Annotated in this window: 18 protein-coding genes; 11 read left to right on the forward strand and 7 right to left on the reverse strand. The window is 33.9% G+C overall.

The features are described from left to right. The first annotated feature begins 100 nt into the window (after positions 1–100). The 4 genes from BSF41_RS16915 to BSF41_RS16930 all read left to right on the forward strand — a co-directional run bounded on the left by BSF41_RS16915 (position 101) and on the right by BSF41_RS16930 (position 3,791). The gene (locus BSF41_RS16915; protein WP_095930679.1) at positions 101–1,042 is read left to right on the forward strand and encodes a ribose-phosphate pyrophosphokinase; all 942 of its coding nucleotides are present in this window, start codon (positions 101–103) and stop codon (positions 1,040–1,042) included. Positions 1,043–1,161: 119 nt separating this feature from the next. Next, positions 1,162–1,773 (forward strand): 50S ribosomal protein L25/general stress protein Ctc, encoded by a 612-nt coding sequence (locus BSF41_RS16920; RefSeq protein WP_026727205.1) that lies wholly within the window; start codon positions 1,162–1,164, stop codon positions 1,771–1,773. A 588-nt stretch (positions 1,774–2,361) separates the two neighbouring features. Further along, on the forward strand, positions 2,362–3,039 hold the full coding sequence (pth, locus tag BSF41_RS16925; protein WP_095930680.1) for an aminoacyl-tRNA hydrolase: 678 nt from the start codon (positions 2,362–2,364) through the stop codon (positions 3,037–3,039). Between the two features lie 140 nt (positions 3,040–3,179). Then, entirely contained in the window at positions 3,180–3,791 is a 612-nt protein-coding gene (locus BSF41_RS16930; protein WP_095930681.1) for a superoxide dismutase, read from the forward strand. An 859-nt stretch (positions 3,792–4,650) separates the two neighbouring features. Here BSF41_RS16930 and BSF41_RS16935 read toward each other — a convergent pair. The 5 genes from BSF41_RS16935 to BSF41_RS16955 form a co-directional block, all read right to left on the reverse strand. Further along, the gene (locus BSF41_RS16935; protein WP_095930682.1) at positions 4,651–6,549 is read right to left on the reverse strand and encodes a hypothetical protein; all 1,899 of its coding nucleotides are present in this window, start codon (positions 6,547–6,549) and stop codon (positions 4,651–4,653) included. An 86-nt stretch (positions 6,550–6,635) separates the two neighbouring features. Then, positions 6,636–7,559, reverse strand: coding sequence for a PfkB family carbohydrate kinase (locus tag BSF41_RS16940; protein ID WP_095930683.1), 924 nt, complete (start codon positions 7,557–7,559; stop codon positions 6,636–6,638). A 293-nt stretch (positions 7,560–7,852) separates the two neighbouring features. After that, complete coding sequence (locus BSF41_RS16945; RefSeq protein ID WP_095930684.1) at positions 7,853–8,761, reverse strand: S9 family peptidase; 909 nt, start codon at positions 8,759–8,761, stop codon at positions 7,853–7,855. Positions 8,762–8,769: 8 nt separating this feature from the next. Then, on the reverse strand, positions 8,770–9,174 hold the full coding sequence (locus BSF41_RS16950) for a hypothetical protein (RefSeq protein WP_095930685.1): 405 nt from the start codon (positions 9,172–9,174) through the stop codon (positions 8,770–8,772). Then, entirely contained in the window at positions 9,158–9,745 is a 588-nt protein-coding gene (locus tag BSF41_RS16955) for an RNA polymerase sigma factor (RefSeq protein ID WP_095930686.1), read from the reverse strand. Before BSF41_RS16955 ends, BSF41_RS16950 begins: the two co-directional genes overlap by 17 nt. 318 nt (positions 9,746–10,063) lie before the next feature. Here BSF41_RS16955 and BSF41_RS16960 point away from each other — a divergent pair, with 318 nt between their 5' ends. Continuing rightward, positions 10,064–10,411 carry a DUF6249 domain-containing protein gene (locus BSF41_RS16960; protein WP_095930687.1) on the forward strand — a complete coding sequence of 116 codons (348 nt, stop codon included), beginning with the start codon at positions 10,064–10,066 and terminating at the stop codon, positions 10,409–10,411. A gap of 51 nt (positions 10,412–10,462) precedes the next feature. Here the strand turns inward: BSF41_RS16960 and rnhA are convergent, their stop codons facing one another. Beyond that, on the reverse strand, positions 10,463–10,939 hold the full coding sequence (rnhA, locus tag BSF41_RS16965; RefSeq protein WP_095930688.1) for a ribonuclease HI: 477 nt from the start codon (positions 10,937–10,939) through the stop codon (positions 10,463–10,465). A gap of 60 nt (positions 10,940–10,999) precedes the next feature. Then, positions 11,000–11,563 (reverse strand): phosphoribosylglycinamide formyltransferase, encoded by a 564-nt coding sequence (purN, locus tag BSF41_RS16970; protein ID WP_095930689.1) that lies wholly within the window; start codon positions 11,561–11,563, stop codon positions 11,000–11,002. A gap of 175 nt (positions 11,564–11,738) precedes the next feature. Between purN and BSF41_RS16975 the strand changes: the two genes are divergently transcribed. The 6 genes from BSF41_RS16975 to BSF41_RS17000 all read left to right on the forward strand — a co-directional run bounded on the left by BSF41_RS16975 (position 11,739) and on the right by BSF41_RS17000 (position 18,542). Continuing rightward, positions 11,739–11,975, forward strand: a complete 237-nt coding sequence (locus tag BSF41_RS16975; protein ID WP_007137004.1) for an acyl carrier protein — start codon at positions 11,739–11,741, stop codon at positions 11,973–11,975. Positions 11,976–12,212: 237 nt separating this feature from the next. Further along, entirely contained in the window at positions 12,213–13,466 is a 1,254-nt protein-coding gene (gene fabF / locus BSF41_RS16980; protein WP_095930690.1) for a beta-ketoacyl-ACP synthase II, read from the forward strand. A gap of 10 nt (positions 13,467–13,476) precedes the next feature. Beyond that, positions 13,477–14,217, forward strand: coding sequence for a ribonuclease III (gene rnc / locus BSF41_RS16985; RefSeq protein ID WP_095930691.1), 741 nt, complete (start codon positions 13,477–13,479; stop codon positions 14,215–14,217). Positions 14,218–14,342: 125 nt separating this feature from the next. Next, positions 14,343–14,831 (forward strand): IPExxxVDY family protein, encoded by a 489-nt coding sequence (locus tag BSF41_RS16990; RefSeq protein ID WP_095930692.1) that lies wholly within the window; start codon positions 14,343–14,345, stop codon positions 14,829–14,831. Between the two features lie 5 nt (positions 14,832–14,836). Then, entirely contained in the window at positions 14,837–16,270 is a 1,434-nt protein-coding gene (gene pyk, locus BSF41_RS16995; protein ID WP_095930693.1) for a pyruvate kinase, read from the forward strand. Positions 16,271–16,862: 592 nt separating this feature from the next. Continuing rightward, entirely contained in the window at positions 16,863–18,542 is a 1,680-nt protein-coding gene (locus BSF41_RS17000; protein ID WP_095930694.1) for an arylsulfatase, read from the forward strand. The last annotated feature ends 21 nt before the right edge of the window (positions 18,543–18,563 follow it).

Genomic DNA, 18,563 nt, shown 5'->3' on the forward strand with positions numbered 1-18,563 from the left:
CACACAACTAACTACATCCGAGACATTTATACGCATTCCACTTTATTGAAATATAAAGTTGAATTTTTTTAAAAGTAACGGGATAAAACAACAAATTACAATGTCGCACCTAGAACCAGAAGCTAAAATTTTTGCTTGTTCACAAAGTGTTTATCTTGCAGAAAAAATTGCAAAAGATTACGGAATTCCGTTAGGAAAAGTAACGATGTCAACGTATAGTGATGGAGAATTTCAGCCGTCTTACGAAGAATCAATAAGAGGTTTACGAGTATTCATCGTATGTTCAACTTTTCCAAGTGCAGATAATCTGATGGAATTGTTGTTAATGATTGATGCGGCAAAACGTGCATCAGCAAGACATATTACAGCTGTTATGCCTTATTTTGGTTGGGCAAGACAAGATAGAAAAGACAAACCAAGAGTTCCAATTGGAGCAAAGTTAGTGGCAAACCTATTGACTGCTGCAGGAGCAACAAGAATCATGACTATGGATTTGCACGCAGACCAGATTCAAGGATTCTTTGAAAAACCAGTAGATCATTTATTTGCATCTACCATCTTTTTACCATACGTAGAAAGTTTAAAATTAGATAATCTAACAATTGCATCTCCAGATATGGGAGGTTCAAAAAGAGCATATGCTTACTCTAAGTTTTTAGAATCAGATGTAGTAATCTGTTACAAACAAAGAAAAGCAGCCAACGTTATCGACACTATGGAGCTTATTGGTGAAGTAAAAGGACGTAACGTAATCTTAGTAGATGACATGATCGATACAGGAGGAACTTTAGCGAAAGCGGCAGACCTAATGATCGAAAAGGGAGCGCTAAGTGTAAGAGCAATTTGTACGCACGCTATTTTATCTGGCGGAGCATACGAAAAAATCGAAAACTCAAAATTAACTGAGTTAATCGTAACAGATTCTATTCCGTTAAAGAAAGAGTCAAAAAAGATAAAAGTGGTAAGCTGTGCGCCTCTATTTGCTGAGGTTATGCAGATGGTTCACCACAACAATTCCATCAGTGGAAAATTCATTATGTAAAAGCAGTAAGCTGTAGGCATTAGGCCGTAAGCTTATTTACTTTGCATAAAAAGCCTGAAGTCTAGTGCTTAAAGCTTACAAAATAGAATATTTATATTAATAACTATATTTTTTTTACAATGAAATCGATTACAATTAAAGGATCAGAAAGAGAAAGCGTGGGCAAAGTGTCAACTAAAGCCTTACGTAATGCTGGAGCGGTTCCTTGCGTGTTATACGGAGGAAATCAAGCAGTACACTTCTCAGCAGACGCTGCAGCGTTCAAAAACTTGGTTTACACTCCAAATGCACACACAGTTGTGATTGAGCTTGGAAAAGGAAAATCATTCAATGCAATTTTGCAAGATATCCAAGTTCACCCAGTAACTGACAAAATTTTACACATTGACTTCTTCCAATTATTTGATGATAAAGAAATCACAATGGAAGTTCCTGTGAAAATCGTTGGTACATCTAAAGGTGTTCTTGCGGGAGGTGTTTTACGTTTAAACCAACGTAAATTAAAAGTTAAAGCTTTACCAGCAAATCTTCCTGATTTCGTTGAAGCTGACATCACTCCACTTGAAATGGGTAACAAATTATATGTTACTAAAGTTGGAAAACCAGAGTACAAAATTATGCACCCAGACAACACAGTTGTTTGTCAAGTGAGAATCTCTCGTGCTGCTATGAAAGCTGCTCAAGAGGCTGCAAAAGCTGCAAAAGCTCCTGCAAAAGGAAAGAAAAAATAATTTTTTTTCAAACTATACAAAAAGCCTCAATCTTACGATTGGGGCTTTTTTATTGAGGTTCTGAGATGCTGAGTTCCTAAGGTTCTAAGTTTTTTACTGCAAAAGTGCCTCGACTCCGCTCAGCCTGACAAATAGTATACGTATTAGGTTGAGCGGAGTCGAAGCTACTTTAAGAATTCTCTAATTGCCACATTCTCAAATTCTCTAATTATTTTTTAGAAGCAGCAACTTTCCGTTTTCATAAGATGTAACATTCCTGCCATCCGCTGTATCTTTTCCTGGCTAAAGAAGCCAGAAAAAGGATGCCGCTCCTGTCAGGGCTAGTAAGAAAATATCTTTTTCATAAGGTCCTAAGTTGCTAAGAGTCTGAGATACTAAGTTTTTTCATCGTTGTCAGACTGAGCGAAGTCGAAGTCTTTGTGTTCCTTGCAAATCTCAGTAAAAGCTATTTCTTAGCGTTCTTAGCGCAAAACCCTTGCGATCTTTGCGGTTAAATCTCGGGCAACAGTCAATTATCTAATTGTCACATTTTCAAATTATCTAATTATCCAATTGCCACATTCTCTAATTAGTCTTACTTTTGCAATCATGATAAAATGGATAACAAAACTGTTTTCATCGCCATCAAAAGAAGGGAACACACAAGATAATAGCAAACCGGAGGTTCACGAACACCAAAAAAACAATATAGAAAGCGTGAGTAAAAAATATTTAATCGTCGGATTAGGAAATATCGGAGCCGAATACGTAAACACCAGACATAATATCGGATTTAAAGTCCTAGACTTTTTAGCAAAAAAAGAAGGGCTTTCATTTGAAACCGTAAAACTAGGCGCTTTGGCTGAATACAAATTTAAAGGAAGAACCTTTTTTCTTTTAAAGCCAAACACTTACATGAACTTAAGCGGTAAAGCGGTAAAATATTGGATGGATAAAGAAAATATACCATTGGAGAATATTTTGGTCATTACAGACGATTTAAATCTGTCATTTGGTACTATTAGAATCAAACCAAAAGGAAGCGACGGTGGTCATAACGGTTTAAAAAACATTAATTTGGTTTTAAATACACAGAATTATACACGCTACAGATTTGGTATTAGTGATGAATTTAAAAAAGGGCAGCAGGTAGATTATGTTTTAGGAGAATGGACACCTGAAGAAGAAGCAAAACTTCCAGAACGTTTAGAAACTTCAGCAGAAATTATTAGAACTTTTGGAACGGCTGGTTTAGAAAATACAATGACAACATTTAATGGAAAATAAAGATTTTCAGATGTTTATATTGTAAAAATGTAAATTATCAGAGAATTTAATTCAATTATAACGAAATAGTATTTTCAATTCCAAAGTTAAATGTCTAAATTTGGGATAAATTATTTATAAACCATAAAAATCATAATACCATGGCTTTTGAATTACCACAATTACCTTATGCATACGATGCATTAGAACCACATATTGATGCACGTACAATGGAAATCCATCATACAAAGCACCACAACGCCTACACTACAAATCTTAACGCAGCTATTGCTGGAACAGATTTGGAAGGAAAAACAATCGAAAACATCTTAATCAACTTAGATAAATCTAACGCTGCGGTTCGTAACAATGGTGGAGGTTTTTACAACCACAATTTATTCTGGACTGTAATGTCTCCAAACGGAGGAGGATTGCCTACAGGTGATTTATTGGCTGCAATCGAAGCTTCTTTCGGATCATTCGAAGAATTTAAAGCAAAATTTGCTAAAGCTGGAGCTACACAATTCGGTTCTGGTTGGGCTTGGTTAACAGTTCAAAAAGGAGGGAAATTAGAAGTTGTAGGTACTCCAAATCAAGATAATCCACTAATGCCAGAAGTTGCTGGTAACGGTGGGACTCCAATCTTAGGAATGGACGTTTGGGAGCACGCTTACTACTTAAACTACCAAAACAGAAGACCAGATTATATTGAAGCTTTTTTCAGTGTAATTAACTGGACAGAAGTTGCTAGAAGATTTGCTTTAGACAAATAAGAAAATAGAATAAAGAATAAAGATAAAAGACGAGCCCAAAGGTGCTCGTCTTTTTTTATATATACATTTTCGTTCTATTCTCTTTCTTCTATTTTCTTTCCTCTATTTTCTTTCCTCTCTTCTCAAAAAAAAGAAAAATAAAAAAGGCAGATATTACTCTGCCTTTTTTGCCCCAAATCTACCATAAACTTAACCTACTAATGTTATGGTCCTGTAAAGGTATGGCAGATGTTTTTTTAAAAGAAACTTATCAGATAAAAAGCAAGTATATCCGATTAAAGGCGTATAATGCTTGTTTTTGTGAATCGCGGATGTATTTCAATAAAAAAGGCGGAATTTCTTCCACCTTTTTTGCCCCAAATCTACCATAAACTAACCTACTAATGTTATGGTTCAGTAAATGTATGGTGGACATTTTTATAAAGAAAATTTTTTAGATGAAACGCAATTATATCCGATAAAAATCATTTAAGTAATTGTTTTTCAGTGTATTACGGATTAAAATAAAAAAGGCAGATATTACTCTGCCTTTTTTGCCCCAAATTTACCATAAACTAACCTACTAATGTTATGGTGTAGTAAATGTATGGTGGATATTTTTGTGATGAAAAAAATTTAGATGAAAGGTAAGTAAATCCGATTAAGAGATATAATCGGCTGTTTATAAATTGTTTGAGTTAATTCCAATAAAAAAGGTGGAATTTCTTCCACCCTTTTTGCCCCAAATCTACCATAAACTTAACCTACTAATGTTATGGTATCTCAAAAGTATCATAGCTTTTCAATTTCACCAAAGAAATAGGATGAACGGCAAAAAAAACCGATGAAATGCACAATTTAACCTTTTGTTAGTATTTTATTAATAAGCTCGAGCATCTTTTCCTTCGTAAAAATTCATGAAGGCGCGATTTACAACTCGATTTCCACCAGGAGTTGGGTAGTCTCCTGTAAAGTACCAGTCTCCTAAATTTTTAGGACATGCTTTGTGTAAATCGTCTACGGTTTGGAAGATGATTTTAACTTCAGCATTTATTTCTGGTGAGCTTAACATTTCTGCTATTTTATCTGAAATCTCCTCGTCTGTAAACTGGTCGTAAATTGCTGTTACGTAGTTTACAACATCTTTATCAAGGAAATTTTCTTGAGCTTTACATTTTGCATATACTTCATCTACAATATGGTAAAGATTTCTTTCTTTTAATAAAGCAAGAGCAGCTCTAAAAGCAACTAGGCCTTCTAGTTTTGCCATATCAATTCCGTAACAATCTGGATAACGAATTTGTGGTGCAGATGAAACGATTACGATACGTTTTGGTTTCAAGCGATCCATCATTTTAATGATACTCATTTTCAATGTAGTACCCCGAACAATACTGTCGTCGATAATTACCAAATTATCTTCTGGTTTAATTACACCATAAGTAACATCATAAACGTGAGCCACTAAATCGTCACGGCTGCTGTCTTCGGTAATAAAAGTTCTAAGTTTAGCATCTTTAATGGCAACTTTCTCTGTGCGAATTTTTACAGCTAAAAGTTCCTGAAGGGTTTCTGTCGTTAATGTATTTCTATTATCAAGAATATAATTGTTTTTTCTCTGGTTTAAGAAATCCTGAGCAGCTTCAACTAAACCATAAAAAGAAGTTTCGGCTGTATTTGGAATATAAGAGAAAACAGTGTTATCTGTATCGCTATCAATAGCTTTAAGAACAGCTGGTAAAATTAATTTTCCTAAATCTTTACGTTCTTGATAAATTTCGGCGTCGCTTCCTCTTGAGAAATAAATTCTTTCGAACGAACAAGCTTTTTTGATTGTTGGTTCCAAGATTTGATTCATAGAAACATTTCCGTTTTTCTTAATGATTAAAGCGTGGCCCGGATCGATTTCTTGAACACTTTCAAAAGGAACGTTGAATACAGTTTGAATAACAGGTCTTTCAGAAGCTACGACCACAACTTCATCATCTTGATAAAAGTAAGCTGGACGAATTCCTGCTGGATCTCTAAAAACAAAAGCATCACCATGACCTAATAAACCAGCCATTGCATAACCTCCATCTAAGTTTTTGGCCGAACGGCCTAATATTTTAGCGATATCCAAACGTTCTGCAATTACTGGAGAAGCTTCTCTTTTAGAATATCCTTCAGCTTTACAGTCTTGGTACAATTGCATTACTTCCTTGTCTAAGAAGTGACCAATTTTTTCCATTACCGTAACAGTATCAGCCATTTCTTTTGGATGCTGTCCTAATTCAACCAGATTTTCGAAAAGCTCTTTAACATTGGTCATGTTGAAGTTTCCAGCCAAAATCAAGTTGCGGTGCATCCAGTTACTTTGACGTAAAAATGGGTGAACACTCTCGATGCTGTTTTTTCCAAAAGTTCCGTAACGAACGTGGCCTAAAAACAATTCTCCAACGTACGGAATATTTGCTTTTAGTTCTTTCATGTCGTCTCCCAGTTCTGGATGCGCTTTTAGTTCTTCACTAACGCGCTCATTGATTTGTTTGAAAACATCCTGGATAGGTTGCGAATGATTTGATCGAACTCTGCTAATATAGCGCTGTCCAGGTTCAACATCAAATTTAATGCTAGCAAAACCAGCACCGTCTTGTCCGCGGTTGTGCTGTTTTTCCATCATTAAATACATCTTCTGGATTCCGTAGAAAGCAGTTCCGTATTTTTCTTTATAATATTCAAGCGGTTTTAGTAGTCTAACTAAGGCTATACCACATTCGTGTTTTAAAGCGTCGCTCATTGTTTTTTGTTATTTGTGTGTTGTTGTTGTAAGTTGTGTGTATTAACGTAATAAAAAAAGCCCCGTTTTATCGAGGCTCTTAGGCATTATATTTCTATGTCAAACTGAGTTAACGACTTAAATTGTTGTAATCGAATCGCTACTTCGGCTTTGCTTAATGTTTCCATCCTTTCAGTTCCAAATTTTTCAACGCAGAACGAAGCTAAATTTGAACCATAAATAATTGCATTCTTCATGTTGTTAAACGAGATGTTTTCGCTTTGCGCAATAAATCCAGAGAAACCACCTGCGAAAGTATCTCCAGCTCCAGTTGGATCAAAAACATCTTCTAATGGTAAAGCTGGTGCAAAGAATACTTCTCTGTTGTGGAATAAAAGTGCTCCGTGCTCTCCTTTTTTGATCACCACATATTTTGGCCCCATGTCTTGGATTTTAGAAGCTGCTTTTACTAATGAATATTCGCCAGAAAGCTGTCTAGCTTCTTCATCATTGATTGTAATAACATCTACACGTTTAATAACGTCTAATAATTCAGGAAGAGCGCAATCCATCCAAAAGTTCATTGTATCTAAAACAACTAATTTTGGTTTTTTCTCCATTTGATCTAAAACACTGCTTTGAACTAATGGATGTAAGTTTCCTAACATGACAACATCAGCATCTTTGTAGTTTTGAGGAACCTTCGGCTGAAAATCAGCTAAAACGTTCAACTCTGTTACAAGAGTGTCTCTAGAATTTAAATCGTTGTGGTATAAACCGCTCCAGAAAAAAGTCTTTCCTCCTTTTACAATTTCGATACCAGAGATATCAATATTTTTTGAAGTTAAAAGATCTAAATGTTCTTGAGGGAAATCGTCGCCAACTACAGAAACAATGGCCGATTGCAAGTTAAAAAATGAAGCTGATAAACCAATATACGTTGCAGCACCACCTAATATTTTATCTGTTTTTCCGAAAGGAGTTTCAATCGCGTCGAAAGCAACTGTTCCAACAATCAATAGTTTATTCATTTTATGAATTTCGAATTAGGGTGCAAAGATACTTCATAAGTTACAATCTTGCAATGGTTTAGGTTCTCAAAATTTTCTTAAAAAAATGACAACGATTTCGGAGTAAAACTATTGTAAATGAATTGGTTAAAATTGATTTTTTAACGAGATTAAAATATGTTTTTTAGATTTAAATTGCAAGTTTTTTGAAAATAATTGCGAATAATTTACAGCCGATTCTTCTATCTTAATTTTTTAAATGAAGAAGATTTTCTTTTTCGATTGAAACACGAAAAATTCTTGCGCATGATTTCTTAATTTGTTTTTCTATTTTTCATCCAATTGATTGCATCGTTCATAGGTTCTTCAGAATCTGAAAAAGCTGTATTGTGACCTAAGTTTGGAAATAATTTATACTCATAAGGTTTCCCTTTAGATTTTAATACGTTAAGATATTCGATGGAAAGATCCGCAGGAACTTGAATATCCTTGCCTCCAAAAATCCAAAATCCAGGAATTGATACTTTAGCAAGTACATCTTTAGGATCTGTGTCGACAAACTCGTATTTATCAGGGTCATTGAATACATGTTTTCTTGCCTCTTCCTCTGAATGCGTATCCCAAAAAGAATTATTTCCATTTGTATAAAATTGGAATCTCAATTGTTCTTTAACTGTTATAAGAGCTCCGCTAAAGATGGTCATAAATTTAACTTTCTTATTTTTCTCTGCAGCCAATGGAATTATCCATCCCGCTTGACTGCCTCCAATTAAACCGATTGGTATTTTATTATTGGATAGAGATTTAGATAAATTATTTACAGCAGCACTCGCGTCTAAAGACAAAAGGTTTAGATTGGAGAAATCGACATTGTTAGTTCCTACTTCAGGTCCGGCATATACACCGCCTGATTCTCCGACTCCACGTTTATCATACGTTAAAACGGCAATTCCATTGTTGGCTAGAATTGTAGCAAAGTCTATCATTCTTTTTTCTTGCCCAGATCCATGAACAATAACAACGGCAGCCTCAATGTTGTTAGGTATAAAAACAGTTCCAGCGAGTGAAATTCCTTCACTAACAAATTTTATTTCCTTAGTAGTAAAGCTTGTTGAAATTGCTGATGCATAATTAGTGATAGAAAACAACAATATTAAAAGAGAATAGGTATATGTTTTTTTTGCTCTTAAAGAGTGTTTAAATATTGCCGTTTTATTTTTCATCTTTAAATCTATAGTTGATACTTCTTATCAAAATAATTTTTCAAAATCCCAACCTGAATCAAAATCATAATGGGAACAATTAAAATGGCATACAAAATGTTTTTAGAGAAATGAATTCCTGAAAAGGCTGTTGACATTCTATCAGAATATAATTTCCCAACTTCGTCAATTTTGAAATCAGTTTCTGAAACTGAGAATAGAGATACATAAATTACTAATGCCGCTACCGCCAAGCCGATCGAAATCCAGATTGGTTTAGAAATTAAAGGTTTGTATGTTTTCAATTTTTTCTCCTCTAAAATTTGAACATTTGCCATAATTTTTGAAGTGAAATCTATTGATGGTGACTGCAGTTTTTCCTCAGCCATCATTTTCTCAATAAGTTGTTCTATATTTTTATCGCTCTCTTTCATAACATTCTATTATTTCTGGTTCTAACTGCTGTCTCAAAATTACAGCTAATTTCTGTCGGCTCCTAAATAATTTTACTTTCGCATTATTGGCCGAAATGTTCATTATTTTTCCGATTTCCTCTAAATTTTGATCATCAAAATAAAATAAGGTTAAAAGGAAGTTTTCGTCGCTGGGTAATAAATTTAAACATTTTTGAATGGTTTGCTTTCGTTCTTTTTCTTCCAAGGCACTCAAAGCATTGTCCATTGTTTTGATTAAATGAGACGAAAAATCATCAATAGAAATATTTAAATCTTCTTTTTTGTTTTTCTTTAAACGATCTAGACAAGTATTGTAAGCAATTTTATAAATCCAAGTCGAAAATTTAGATTCTCCTTTAAATTTCGTCAGCGAATTATAAATCTTTATAAAAGTGTCTTGTGCAACTTCTTCTGCTTCTTCCCGGTTTTTAACCATTTTAAGAGCCAAAGTAAAGATCATATCTTTATAACGATCCACAAGAACGGCAAACGCATTGGTCTCGCCTTGCAGAATTTTATCGATATAATGTTGATCAGGTATTGTGCTCATATTATATAGGACGATAGGTTGTTTGTTTAGGTTACAAGAAAATTAAAAATAAATTCCAATTTTTCAGGAAAACTGCAAATATCAAATTCCAATTGCCACTCTTTAATATATAATTAAAGTACAGGAGTTGAACTTTGTCAAAGTTTAAAACTTTGACAAAGTTGTAGCGACGAATAAATTCAAGTCAAAATTAGTTGATTATCAGTTAGTTTTAGAGCTTGGAATTTAAAAATTGAAATTTTTCACCAAAAGTTGTAACCTGATTTTAAAAACCCTCGTCATATGGGATATATCAATCAATTAAAAACGTAAAATATCATGGACGACAAAATTTTAATTCCAATTAGCTTTTTCTTAATGATCTTCGGAATTGTTTATCTTATTTATTCAACAAGAAACAGAGAGCGTCTAGCTCTTATAGAAAAAGGAGTAGATGCCAGTATTTTTATTCAGGGAAAAGGAAATGGAGTTCCAGCTTGGAAAATCTTTGTAGTAAATCTAGCATTCTTATTAATAGGTAGCGGTGTTGGAATTTTTCTTGCGCTGTTAATTACAACTTATACCTCTTTAAACGATGGAGCGGTTTATCCTTCAATCATTTTTATCATGGCGGGAATCGGACTTTTGACTGGATTTAAAACAGCAAAAGATTTGGATAAAGAGTAAATAAAAATAAAGTTAGTACAAAAAACGCATCAAGTAATTGATGCGTTTTTTTTATTCTTTTGATCCGATGGTTTCGTAATAAACATCAACGGAAAGTTTTGGTTGCATAGATGCCATAACAGCCAATTGATCGCAACGCTCATTTTGCGGATGATTGTTGTGGCCTTTAATCCATTTAAAGTCGACTTGATGTTTGCGGTACACAATTAGAAAACGTTTCCATAGATCTGGATTTTTTTTATCCTTGTATCCTTTTTTCTCCCAGCCAAAAACCCATTTTTTTTCGACAGAATCTACAACGTATTTAGAATCGGAAACTACAAGGACTTTCATGTTTGGTTTTTTGAGTTTCTCTAAGCCTACAATTACGGCTAGAAGTTCCATTCTATTATTGGTAGTAAGACGAAAACCTTCGTAAAATTCTTTTTTATGAGGAGTACCAACCAATTCCATTACCACGCCGTAACCTCCATTACCAGGATTTCCTTTTGCTGCGCCATCTGTATATATATGTACTTCGTGATTCATTTAATTTTAGATTTCAGATTTTAGATTTCAGATTGATCTAAAATTGATTTTTGAATTGATTTATTTTTCCAATATTCTATGAATAATCTCTGGAAAATGTTTTTGTTCCAGTTCATGAATCTTTTCTGCAACTGTTTCAGGTGTGTCTTCATCAGTTAAGGCAACATTTGCTTGAAAGATAATGGCACCTTCATCATAGTTTTCATTAACGTAATGAATCGAGATTCCTGTTTCTTTCTCCTTATTATTTACAATTGCTCTATGAATGTGCATTCCGTACATTCCTTTACCTCCGTAATTAGGTAAAAGTGCAGGATGTATATTAATTATTTTGTTTGGATATTGTTCGATTATGTTTTCTGGGAACTTTAGTAAGAAGCCAGCCAAGATTATTAAATCTGGGTCGATTTCTTGTACTTTTTGTAGTACGTTTCTTTCTAAAAGTTCGTTTTTTGAGAAGATTTCGACTGGAATTTGATGATTTTTTGCTCTTTCAATCACTTTTGCCGAAGCATTATTTGTAAATACCGAAACGACCCTTGCAATTTCGGTGTTCGAAAAATATTTTATAATGTTCTCTGCATTAGTTCCTGATCCTGAGGCGAAAACGATAATTTTTTTCATAGAGTTGTGTATTTTGAGACTGCAAAAAACGGAATAAAAAACGAAAATAAATAGCTTTAAAAGACCTTTCTTGAAATTAATTTTATAAATTAGTGTCACATTTATAAACTAAATAGTTGTTTTAAAATAAAGTTTTTTATTTTTGCCAACAAATTAAATTCTAAAATTAAAGATTATGTCAGACATTGCATCAAGAGTAAAAGCGATTATCGTAGACAAATTAGGTGTTGACGAAAACGAAGTTGTAACAGAAGCAAGCTTCACTAATGATTTAGGAGCTGACTCATTAGACACTGTTGAGCTTATTATGGAATTCGAAAAAGAATTTGATATTCAAATTCCAGACGATCAAGCAGAAAACATTGCTACTGTTGGTCAAGCTATTTCTTATATCGAAGAAGCAAAAAAATAATAATACCACACCCGATTTCTAAAAATCCCAATTTTTGAAATTCCAAGTTCCAATTGGAATTTGATTTTTGAAATTTGAAATTTTTAAGAGTCGGGTGTTATTATTTTTTAAATTTTTAAATTTCGATTGATTTTCAATCAAACAAGATATATTTATATAAATACCCATGGCTCTTAAGTAGCAATACGATTAAGAAAGCAATGGGTTTTATTTGTTTAAGACACAAAATACATATTTATGGCATTAAGGCGAGTTGTTGTAACAGGATTAGGTGCACTTACTCCTATTGGGAATAATATCCAGGAATATTGGAATGCACTTGTGAATGGAGTTAGCGGAGCCGCTCCGATCACATATTATGATACCGAGAAACACAAAACGAAATTTGCCTGCGAAGTAAAAAACTTCAATATTGAAGATTACATGGATCGCAAGGAATCTCGTAGATTAGATAAGTTTGCACAATATGCAATTGCTGCCAGTGACGAAGCTATTAAAGATGCTGGAATCACAAATGATAACGTAAACAAACAAAGAGTTGGTGTTATCTGGGGAGCAGGAATTGGAGGTTTAGAAACTTTTCAGGATGAAGTATTGTATTATGCAAAAGGCGATGGAACTCCAAAGTTCAATCCTTTCTTTATACCTAAAATGATTGCCGATATTGCTCCTGCGCATATTTCTATGCGTAACGGGTATATGGGACCAAATTATACAACGGTTTCTGCTTGTGCATCTTCTGCAAATGCATTAATCGATGCTTTCAACTACATTCGTTTAGGAATGTGCGACGTTATTGTTTCTGGTGGTTCTGAAGCCGCAGTTACAATTGCTGGTATGGGAGGATTTAGCTCAATGCACGCTTTATCTACAAGAAACGAAAGCCCAGAAACGGCTTCAAGACCTTTTGACGCAACTAGAGATGGTTTCGTTTTAGGAGAAGGAGCAGGAGCTTTAGTTCTTGAAGATTATGAGCATGCTAAAGCAAGAGGTGCAAAAATCTACTGCGAAATTGGCGGTGGAGGTATGTCATCTGATGCTTACCACTTAACCGCACCACATCCAGAAGGAATTGGAGTTATAGCAGTAATGGAAAACACATTGAGAGATGCTGGTATGACACCTGATCAAGTTGATCATATCAATACTCATGGAACTTCTACTCCATTAGGAGACGTTGCTGAGTTAAAAGCAATTAGTAAAGTTTTTGGTGATCATGCTAAAAACATCAACATCAACTCTACAAAATCTATGACAGGACACTTACTTGGTGCTGCCGGAGCTATTGAAGCAATTGCTTCTATCTTGGCAATGCAAAACGGTATTGTTCCTCCAACGATTAACCATACAGTTGTTGACGAAAACATTGACCCATCTTTAAACCTTACTCTAAACAAACCTCAAAAAAGAGAAGTAAATGTTGCTATGAGTAATACATTTGGTTTTGGTGGACACAATGCTTGCGTATTGTTTAAAAAACTAGCTGATTAATTTTCTGTATATGAATATTATCAAAAAAATATTTTCTAAATCCCGTTCTCTAGAAGACGGGATTTTTTTTGACACTATTCAGAAAATTCTTGGTTTTCCGCCTACAAATGTTGATTTTTATCGAAGAGCTTTCACGCATCGCTCTTCTAATAAATTAGATCAAAATGGGCACCCTATAAATTACGAACGCTTAGAATTTTTAGGAGATGCGATGTTAAGTGCCGTTATTGCTGCACATTTATTTAATAAAGCTCCAAATGGCGATGAAGGTTATTTAACCAAAATGCGTTCGAAAATCGTGAGCCGAGAACATTTGAACGAATTAGGAAAAGATTTAAATTTAGTACAGTTTGTAGAAAGTAAAGTGCCTATTCAACACTTTGGAGAAAACATTCATGGTAATATTTTTGAGTCTTTAATTGGAGCAATTTACTTAGATAAAGGCTATTCTTTTTGCGAGAAATTCATCCAGAAAAGAGTAGTCACTCCTTATGTCGATATTGCTCGACTAGAAGGAAAAGTTATAAGTTATAAAAGCCTTGTTATCGAATGGTGTCAGAAGGAAAAAAGAGTTTTTCATTATGACATTTTTGAAGACAATGGTATAGACGGCCAGCGTTTATTTGGTGTCAAATTGAGTATTGATGATAAAGTTGTCGCAAGAGCGCGCGCAACATCAAAAAAGAAAGCAGAAGAAAAAGCATCGCAAAGAGCTTATTTTGCATTTCAAGAGAAAATTGACAAGAAATAGCTGCAAAAATGTTGTAACTATCACAAGGCTACAACGTTTTCGTTTATAATTTAACAAAACAAGCATGTCATAACTGTTGATGCTCCGTTTAGAAATAGTATATTTACAACTTGATTTTTCAAGACATGGCTATTCATAAATTGGATTTAGACGAATTTGACGAAATTGATTATTATTTAATGGCAATTCATACTTCATTAGAAGATTATAGATTAGCCTATTTTATCAATAAAATCCTTCCGATCAACTTAAGTAAGAGCAAAAACGAGATCCATGCTCAAACTAAGGAAGGTGAAGCAAATTTTTCCAGATTCTATTATTATGATGAAGAAAAAGCTGTTTCCTGGAATTTAATTCAGAATAAAAATGAAATCATTTCTGTGAGTACAAATGATTTTCAGAATTTGTTTTCTAATGAAACAAGTGAGGTTTCTACAACAATTCATTTACTTCCTGAATTTAAAAAAGTCGATTTTTTCCTGAAAATTGATAATAGCGAAGAGGCGCTTAATTTTTCAGAAATTCAACAAAAATTAAACACAATAGAAAGTATTGCGGCTATTTATGCCGTTGATACAGACAAAATAAAATCAAAAAACAATCTAATTTTTTAAAAAAAATGCTAACAAACAAGAAAACCAAAATTGTTGCTACACTTGGCCCCGCTTGTAGTACAAGAGAGATCATTAAAGATATGATCGATGCAGGTGTTAATGTGTTTAGAATCAATTTTTCGCATGCAGATTACGAAGGAGTAAAAGAAAAAATCGACATTATTAGAGGATTAAACGAAGAGTTTGGTTACACAACTGCAATCTTAGGAGACTTGCAAGGACCAAAACTTAGAGTTGGTGTAATGGAAGAAGGAACTGTGGTAAATGATGGTGATGAAATCACTTTTACAACTGCAGAAGATATTATCGGAAATGCAAAAAAAGCATTTATGAAATATCAAAATTTCCCAAATGATGTAAATGTTGGAGAGCGTATTTTGCTTGACGATGGTAAACTTATTTTTGAAATTGTTTCAACGGATAAAAAAACAGAGGTTGTTGCTAAAGTTATTCAAGGTGGAGAATTAAAATCTAAAAAAGGAGTTAATCTTCCAAACACAAAAATTTCTTTACCAGCTTTAACAGAAAAAGATATTGCAGATGCTATTTTTGCAATCGAACAAAAAGTAGACTGGATCGCACTTTCATTCGTGAAAACTCCACGCGATTTACAAGATTTGCAAGAGTTAATTGCAAAACATTCAGAAGTTAAAATTCCAATTATTGCTAAAATTGAAATGCCAGAAGCTCTTGAGAACATGGACAAAATTGTAGCATATTGTGATGGTTTAATGGTTGCTCGTGGAGATCTTGGTGTTGAGCTTCCTGCTCACGAAGTTCCATTGGTACAAAAAGATTTGATCAGAAGAGCTAAAACAGCTAGAATTCCTGTTATCGTTGCTACACAAATGATGGAAACAATGATTACAAGCTTAACTCCAACAAGAGCAGAGGTAAACGACGTTGCTAACTCAGTAATGGATGGCGCAGATGCTGTAATGTTGTCTGGAGAAACTGCTACAGGAAACTATCCAGTACAAGTAATTCAAAGAATGGCGCAAATTTGCGAGGCTGTAGAAAACTCTCCGCTTATTCAAGTGCCTCAAAATACACCACAAATTAAAACTAAACGTTTTGTTACTAAAACAGTTTGCCACCAAGCAGCGTTATTAGCTAACGAAATTGAAGCCAAAGCGATTTGTACGCTAACTAATAGTGGTTATACAGCGTTCCAAATTTCAGCTTGGAGACCATCAACGGCTCACATTTTAGTATTTACTTCAAACAGAAGAATCTTAACACAATTGAATTTATTATGGGGAGTTAAATCTTTCTACTATGATAATGAAGAAAGTACAGATGATACTGTAACAGATGTAAATCAAATTGCAATCGAAAAAGGTTATGCACAAAAAGGAGATTATTTAATCAACCTTGCTGCAATGCCAATTAAAGATAAAGGAATGGTTAATACGATGAGAGTTTCTGAAATCGAATAATTTATTCTTTAATAATTTAAAAAAAGCCGCTTCTGTAAGCGGTTTTTTTTGTTTTAGCCTGTTTTTGCAAAACTTCATTTGCTTTTCCCCAGTTGTTATTTTGTCTTTTTAGGAATGTTTTGCAACTCACAATTTGTTAAAATTTTACCTAAAAAAGAAGAATTTTTTGTTTCATTTGACCATTTTTTAAAAAACACCTACTCAAAATACGAACTTAAATCGTTATTTACCTCTTTTTTGTCCTTATTTAAATTAAACACAACTTCTTAATTTTCTGATGTTTTAATGTGTTTCATTTTTTAAAATGAAACATTTTGGTGCAAATTCTCCAATTTTCTTGTTTCATTTTATAATATGAAACAAGTTCATGCCGAATAAATTCAATAGTTCGCTCTTTTACTAGTTAAATTTGAGATACTTAAGAAAAAGTTAAAATTATTTTGTTTCAGATTTTAAAATAAAAATGAATTTGAAACATTCAAAAAAATGCAACCCAGATTAGAAATGCCTTTTCATAGTTTATCATTTTTCTTATTTATTTTTTTGCTTTTCAAACTCATATAAACAAGATCATTAACGAATTTTTATTATCATGAAACAAATCAAATTTAAGTACGGATTTGCAGATACCTTGAGAGTATTTGCATTGCTGTTTTTTACGGGAGTTTCTGTTACAGCACAGAGCAAAAAACCAAATATCCTAGTGCTTTGGGGAGATGATATTGGAACTACTAATATAAGTGCTTATAGTGATGGACTTATGGGATATACTACCCCAAATATTGATCGCTTAGCCAATGAAGGTTTACGTTTTTTACATTATTATGGAGAACAGAGTTGTACAGCTGGGCGTGCAGCATTCTTAACAGGACAGCACGGTTTAAGAACTGGGCTTACAAAAGTAGGTTTTCCAGGAGCACCAATGGGAATGAGCCAGTTAGATCCTTCAGTAGGAGGAATCATGAAAAGTTTAGGATATGTGACTGGTCAATTCGGTAAAAACCACGTAGGAGACCGAAATGAGAGTTTGCCAACCGTTAATGGTTTTGATGAATTCTTTGGAAACCTGTATCACTTAAATGCAGAGGAAGAGCCAGAATTGCCAGATTATCCAAAAGATCCAGAATATTTGAAAAAATTTGGACCACGTGGAGTCTTAAAATGTACTGCAACAAATGCTGATGACGCTACTACCGATCCTCGTTTTGGAAGAGTTGGAAAACAAAAAATTGAAGATACTGGAGCCCTTACCAAAAAAAGAATGGAAACTATAGATGATGAAACCTCTGCTGCAGCAATTGATTTTATCAAGAGACAAAGCGCTTCGGGAAAGCCATTTTTCTGTTGGTTTAACGCAACTCGTATGCACCTTCGTACACACGTAAGAGCAGAACATAGAGGTAGATATACTCACGGAGATAGTGAATATATCGACGGTATGATTGAGCATGATGAAACTATTGGAAGTATCTTAAAAGCACTAGACGAGTTAGGAATTGCTGATAATACTATTGTAGTGTATTCTACAGATAATGGACCTCACATGAATACTTGGCCTGATGGTGCGATGACACCTTTCCGTTCAGAAAAAAATACGAACTGGGAGGGAGCTTTCCGTGTACCATGTATTGTACGCTGGCCAGGGCATATTAAGCCAGGAGCTGTAACTACAGAATTGATGAGTCATAATGACTGGATTCCTACATTCGCTTCAATTGCGGGAGAACCAGATATCGTTAACAAACTTTTAAAAGGTTACTCTGCAAACGGAAAAACATACAAGGTGCATCTAGATGGTTTTGATCAAAGTAAATTTTTGGAAGGGAAGACAGAAAAAAGTTTCAGAGAAAAATTCTTTTATACAGATGATGATGGACTTTTAGTTGGTTTAAGAGAAGGGGATTATAAGTATGTTTTTGCAGAACAGCGACTAGAAGGTACAATGGGAGTTTGGGCAGAACCGTTTACAAAACTACGTTTACAAAAGATTTTCAATTTGTATCAAGATCCTTTTGAGAGAGCAGATATAACTTCTAATTCATTTTGGGAATGGCAGTTAAATCACGTACAGTTAATGTACGGTGCAATTCAAGATGTGGTTGCATTTGCAGAGACATTTAAAGAATATCCTCCAAGATCAATTCCACCAAGTTTCTCTGCTTATACTATTATGGAAGAAGCAATGAAAGACATCAAAGCACAAAAATATGTAGAGAAAAATGTTTTACCTAAGTTAAAAGAAGAAGAGGCAGCTTCAAAAAAGAAAAAATAAATAATCTAAAAAAAGATTCAG

The sequence above is a fragment of the Flavobacterium sp. ACN2 genome (assembly GCF_002303885.1).
Classification (GTDB): domain Bacteria; phylum Bacteroidota; class Bacteroidia; order Flavobacteriales; family Flavobacteriaceae; genus Flavobacterium.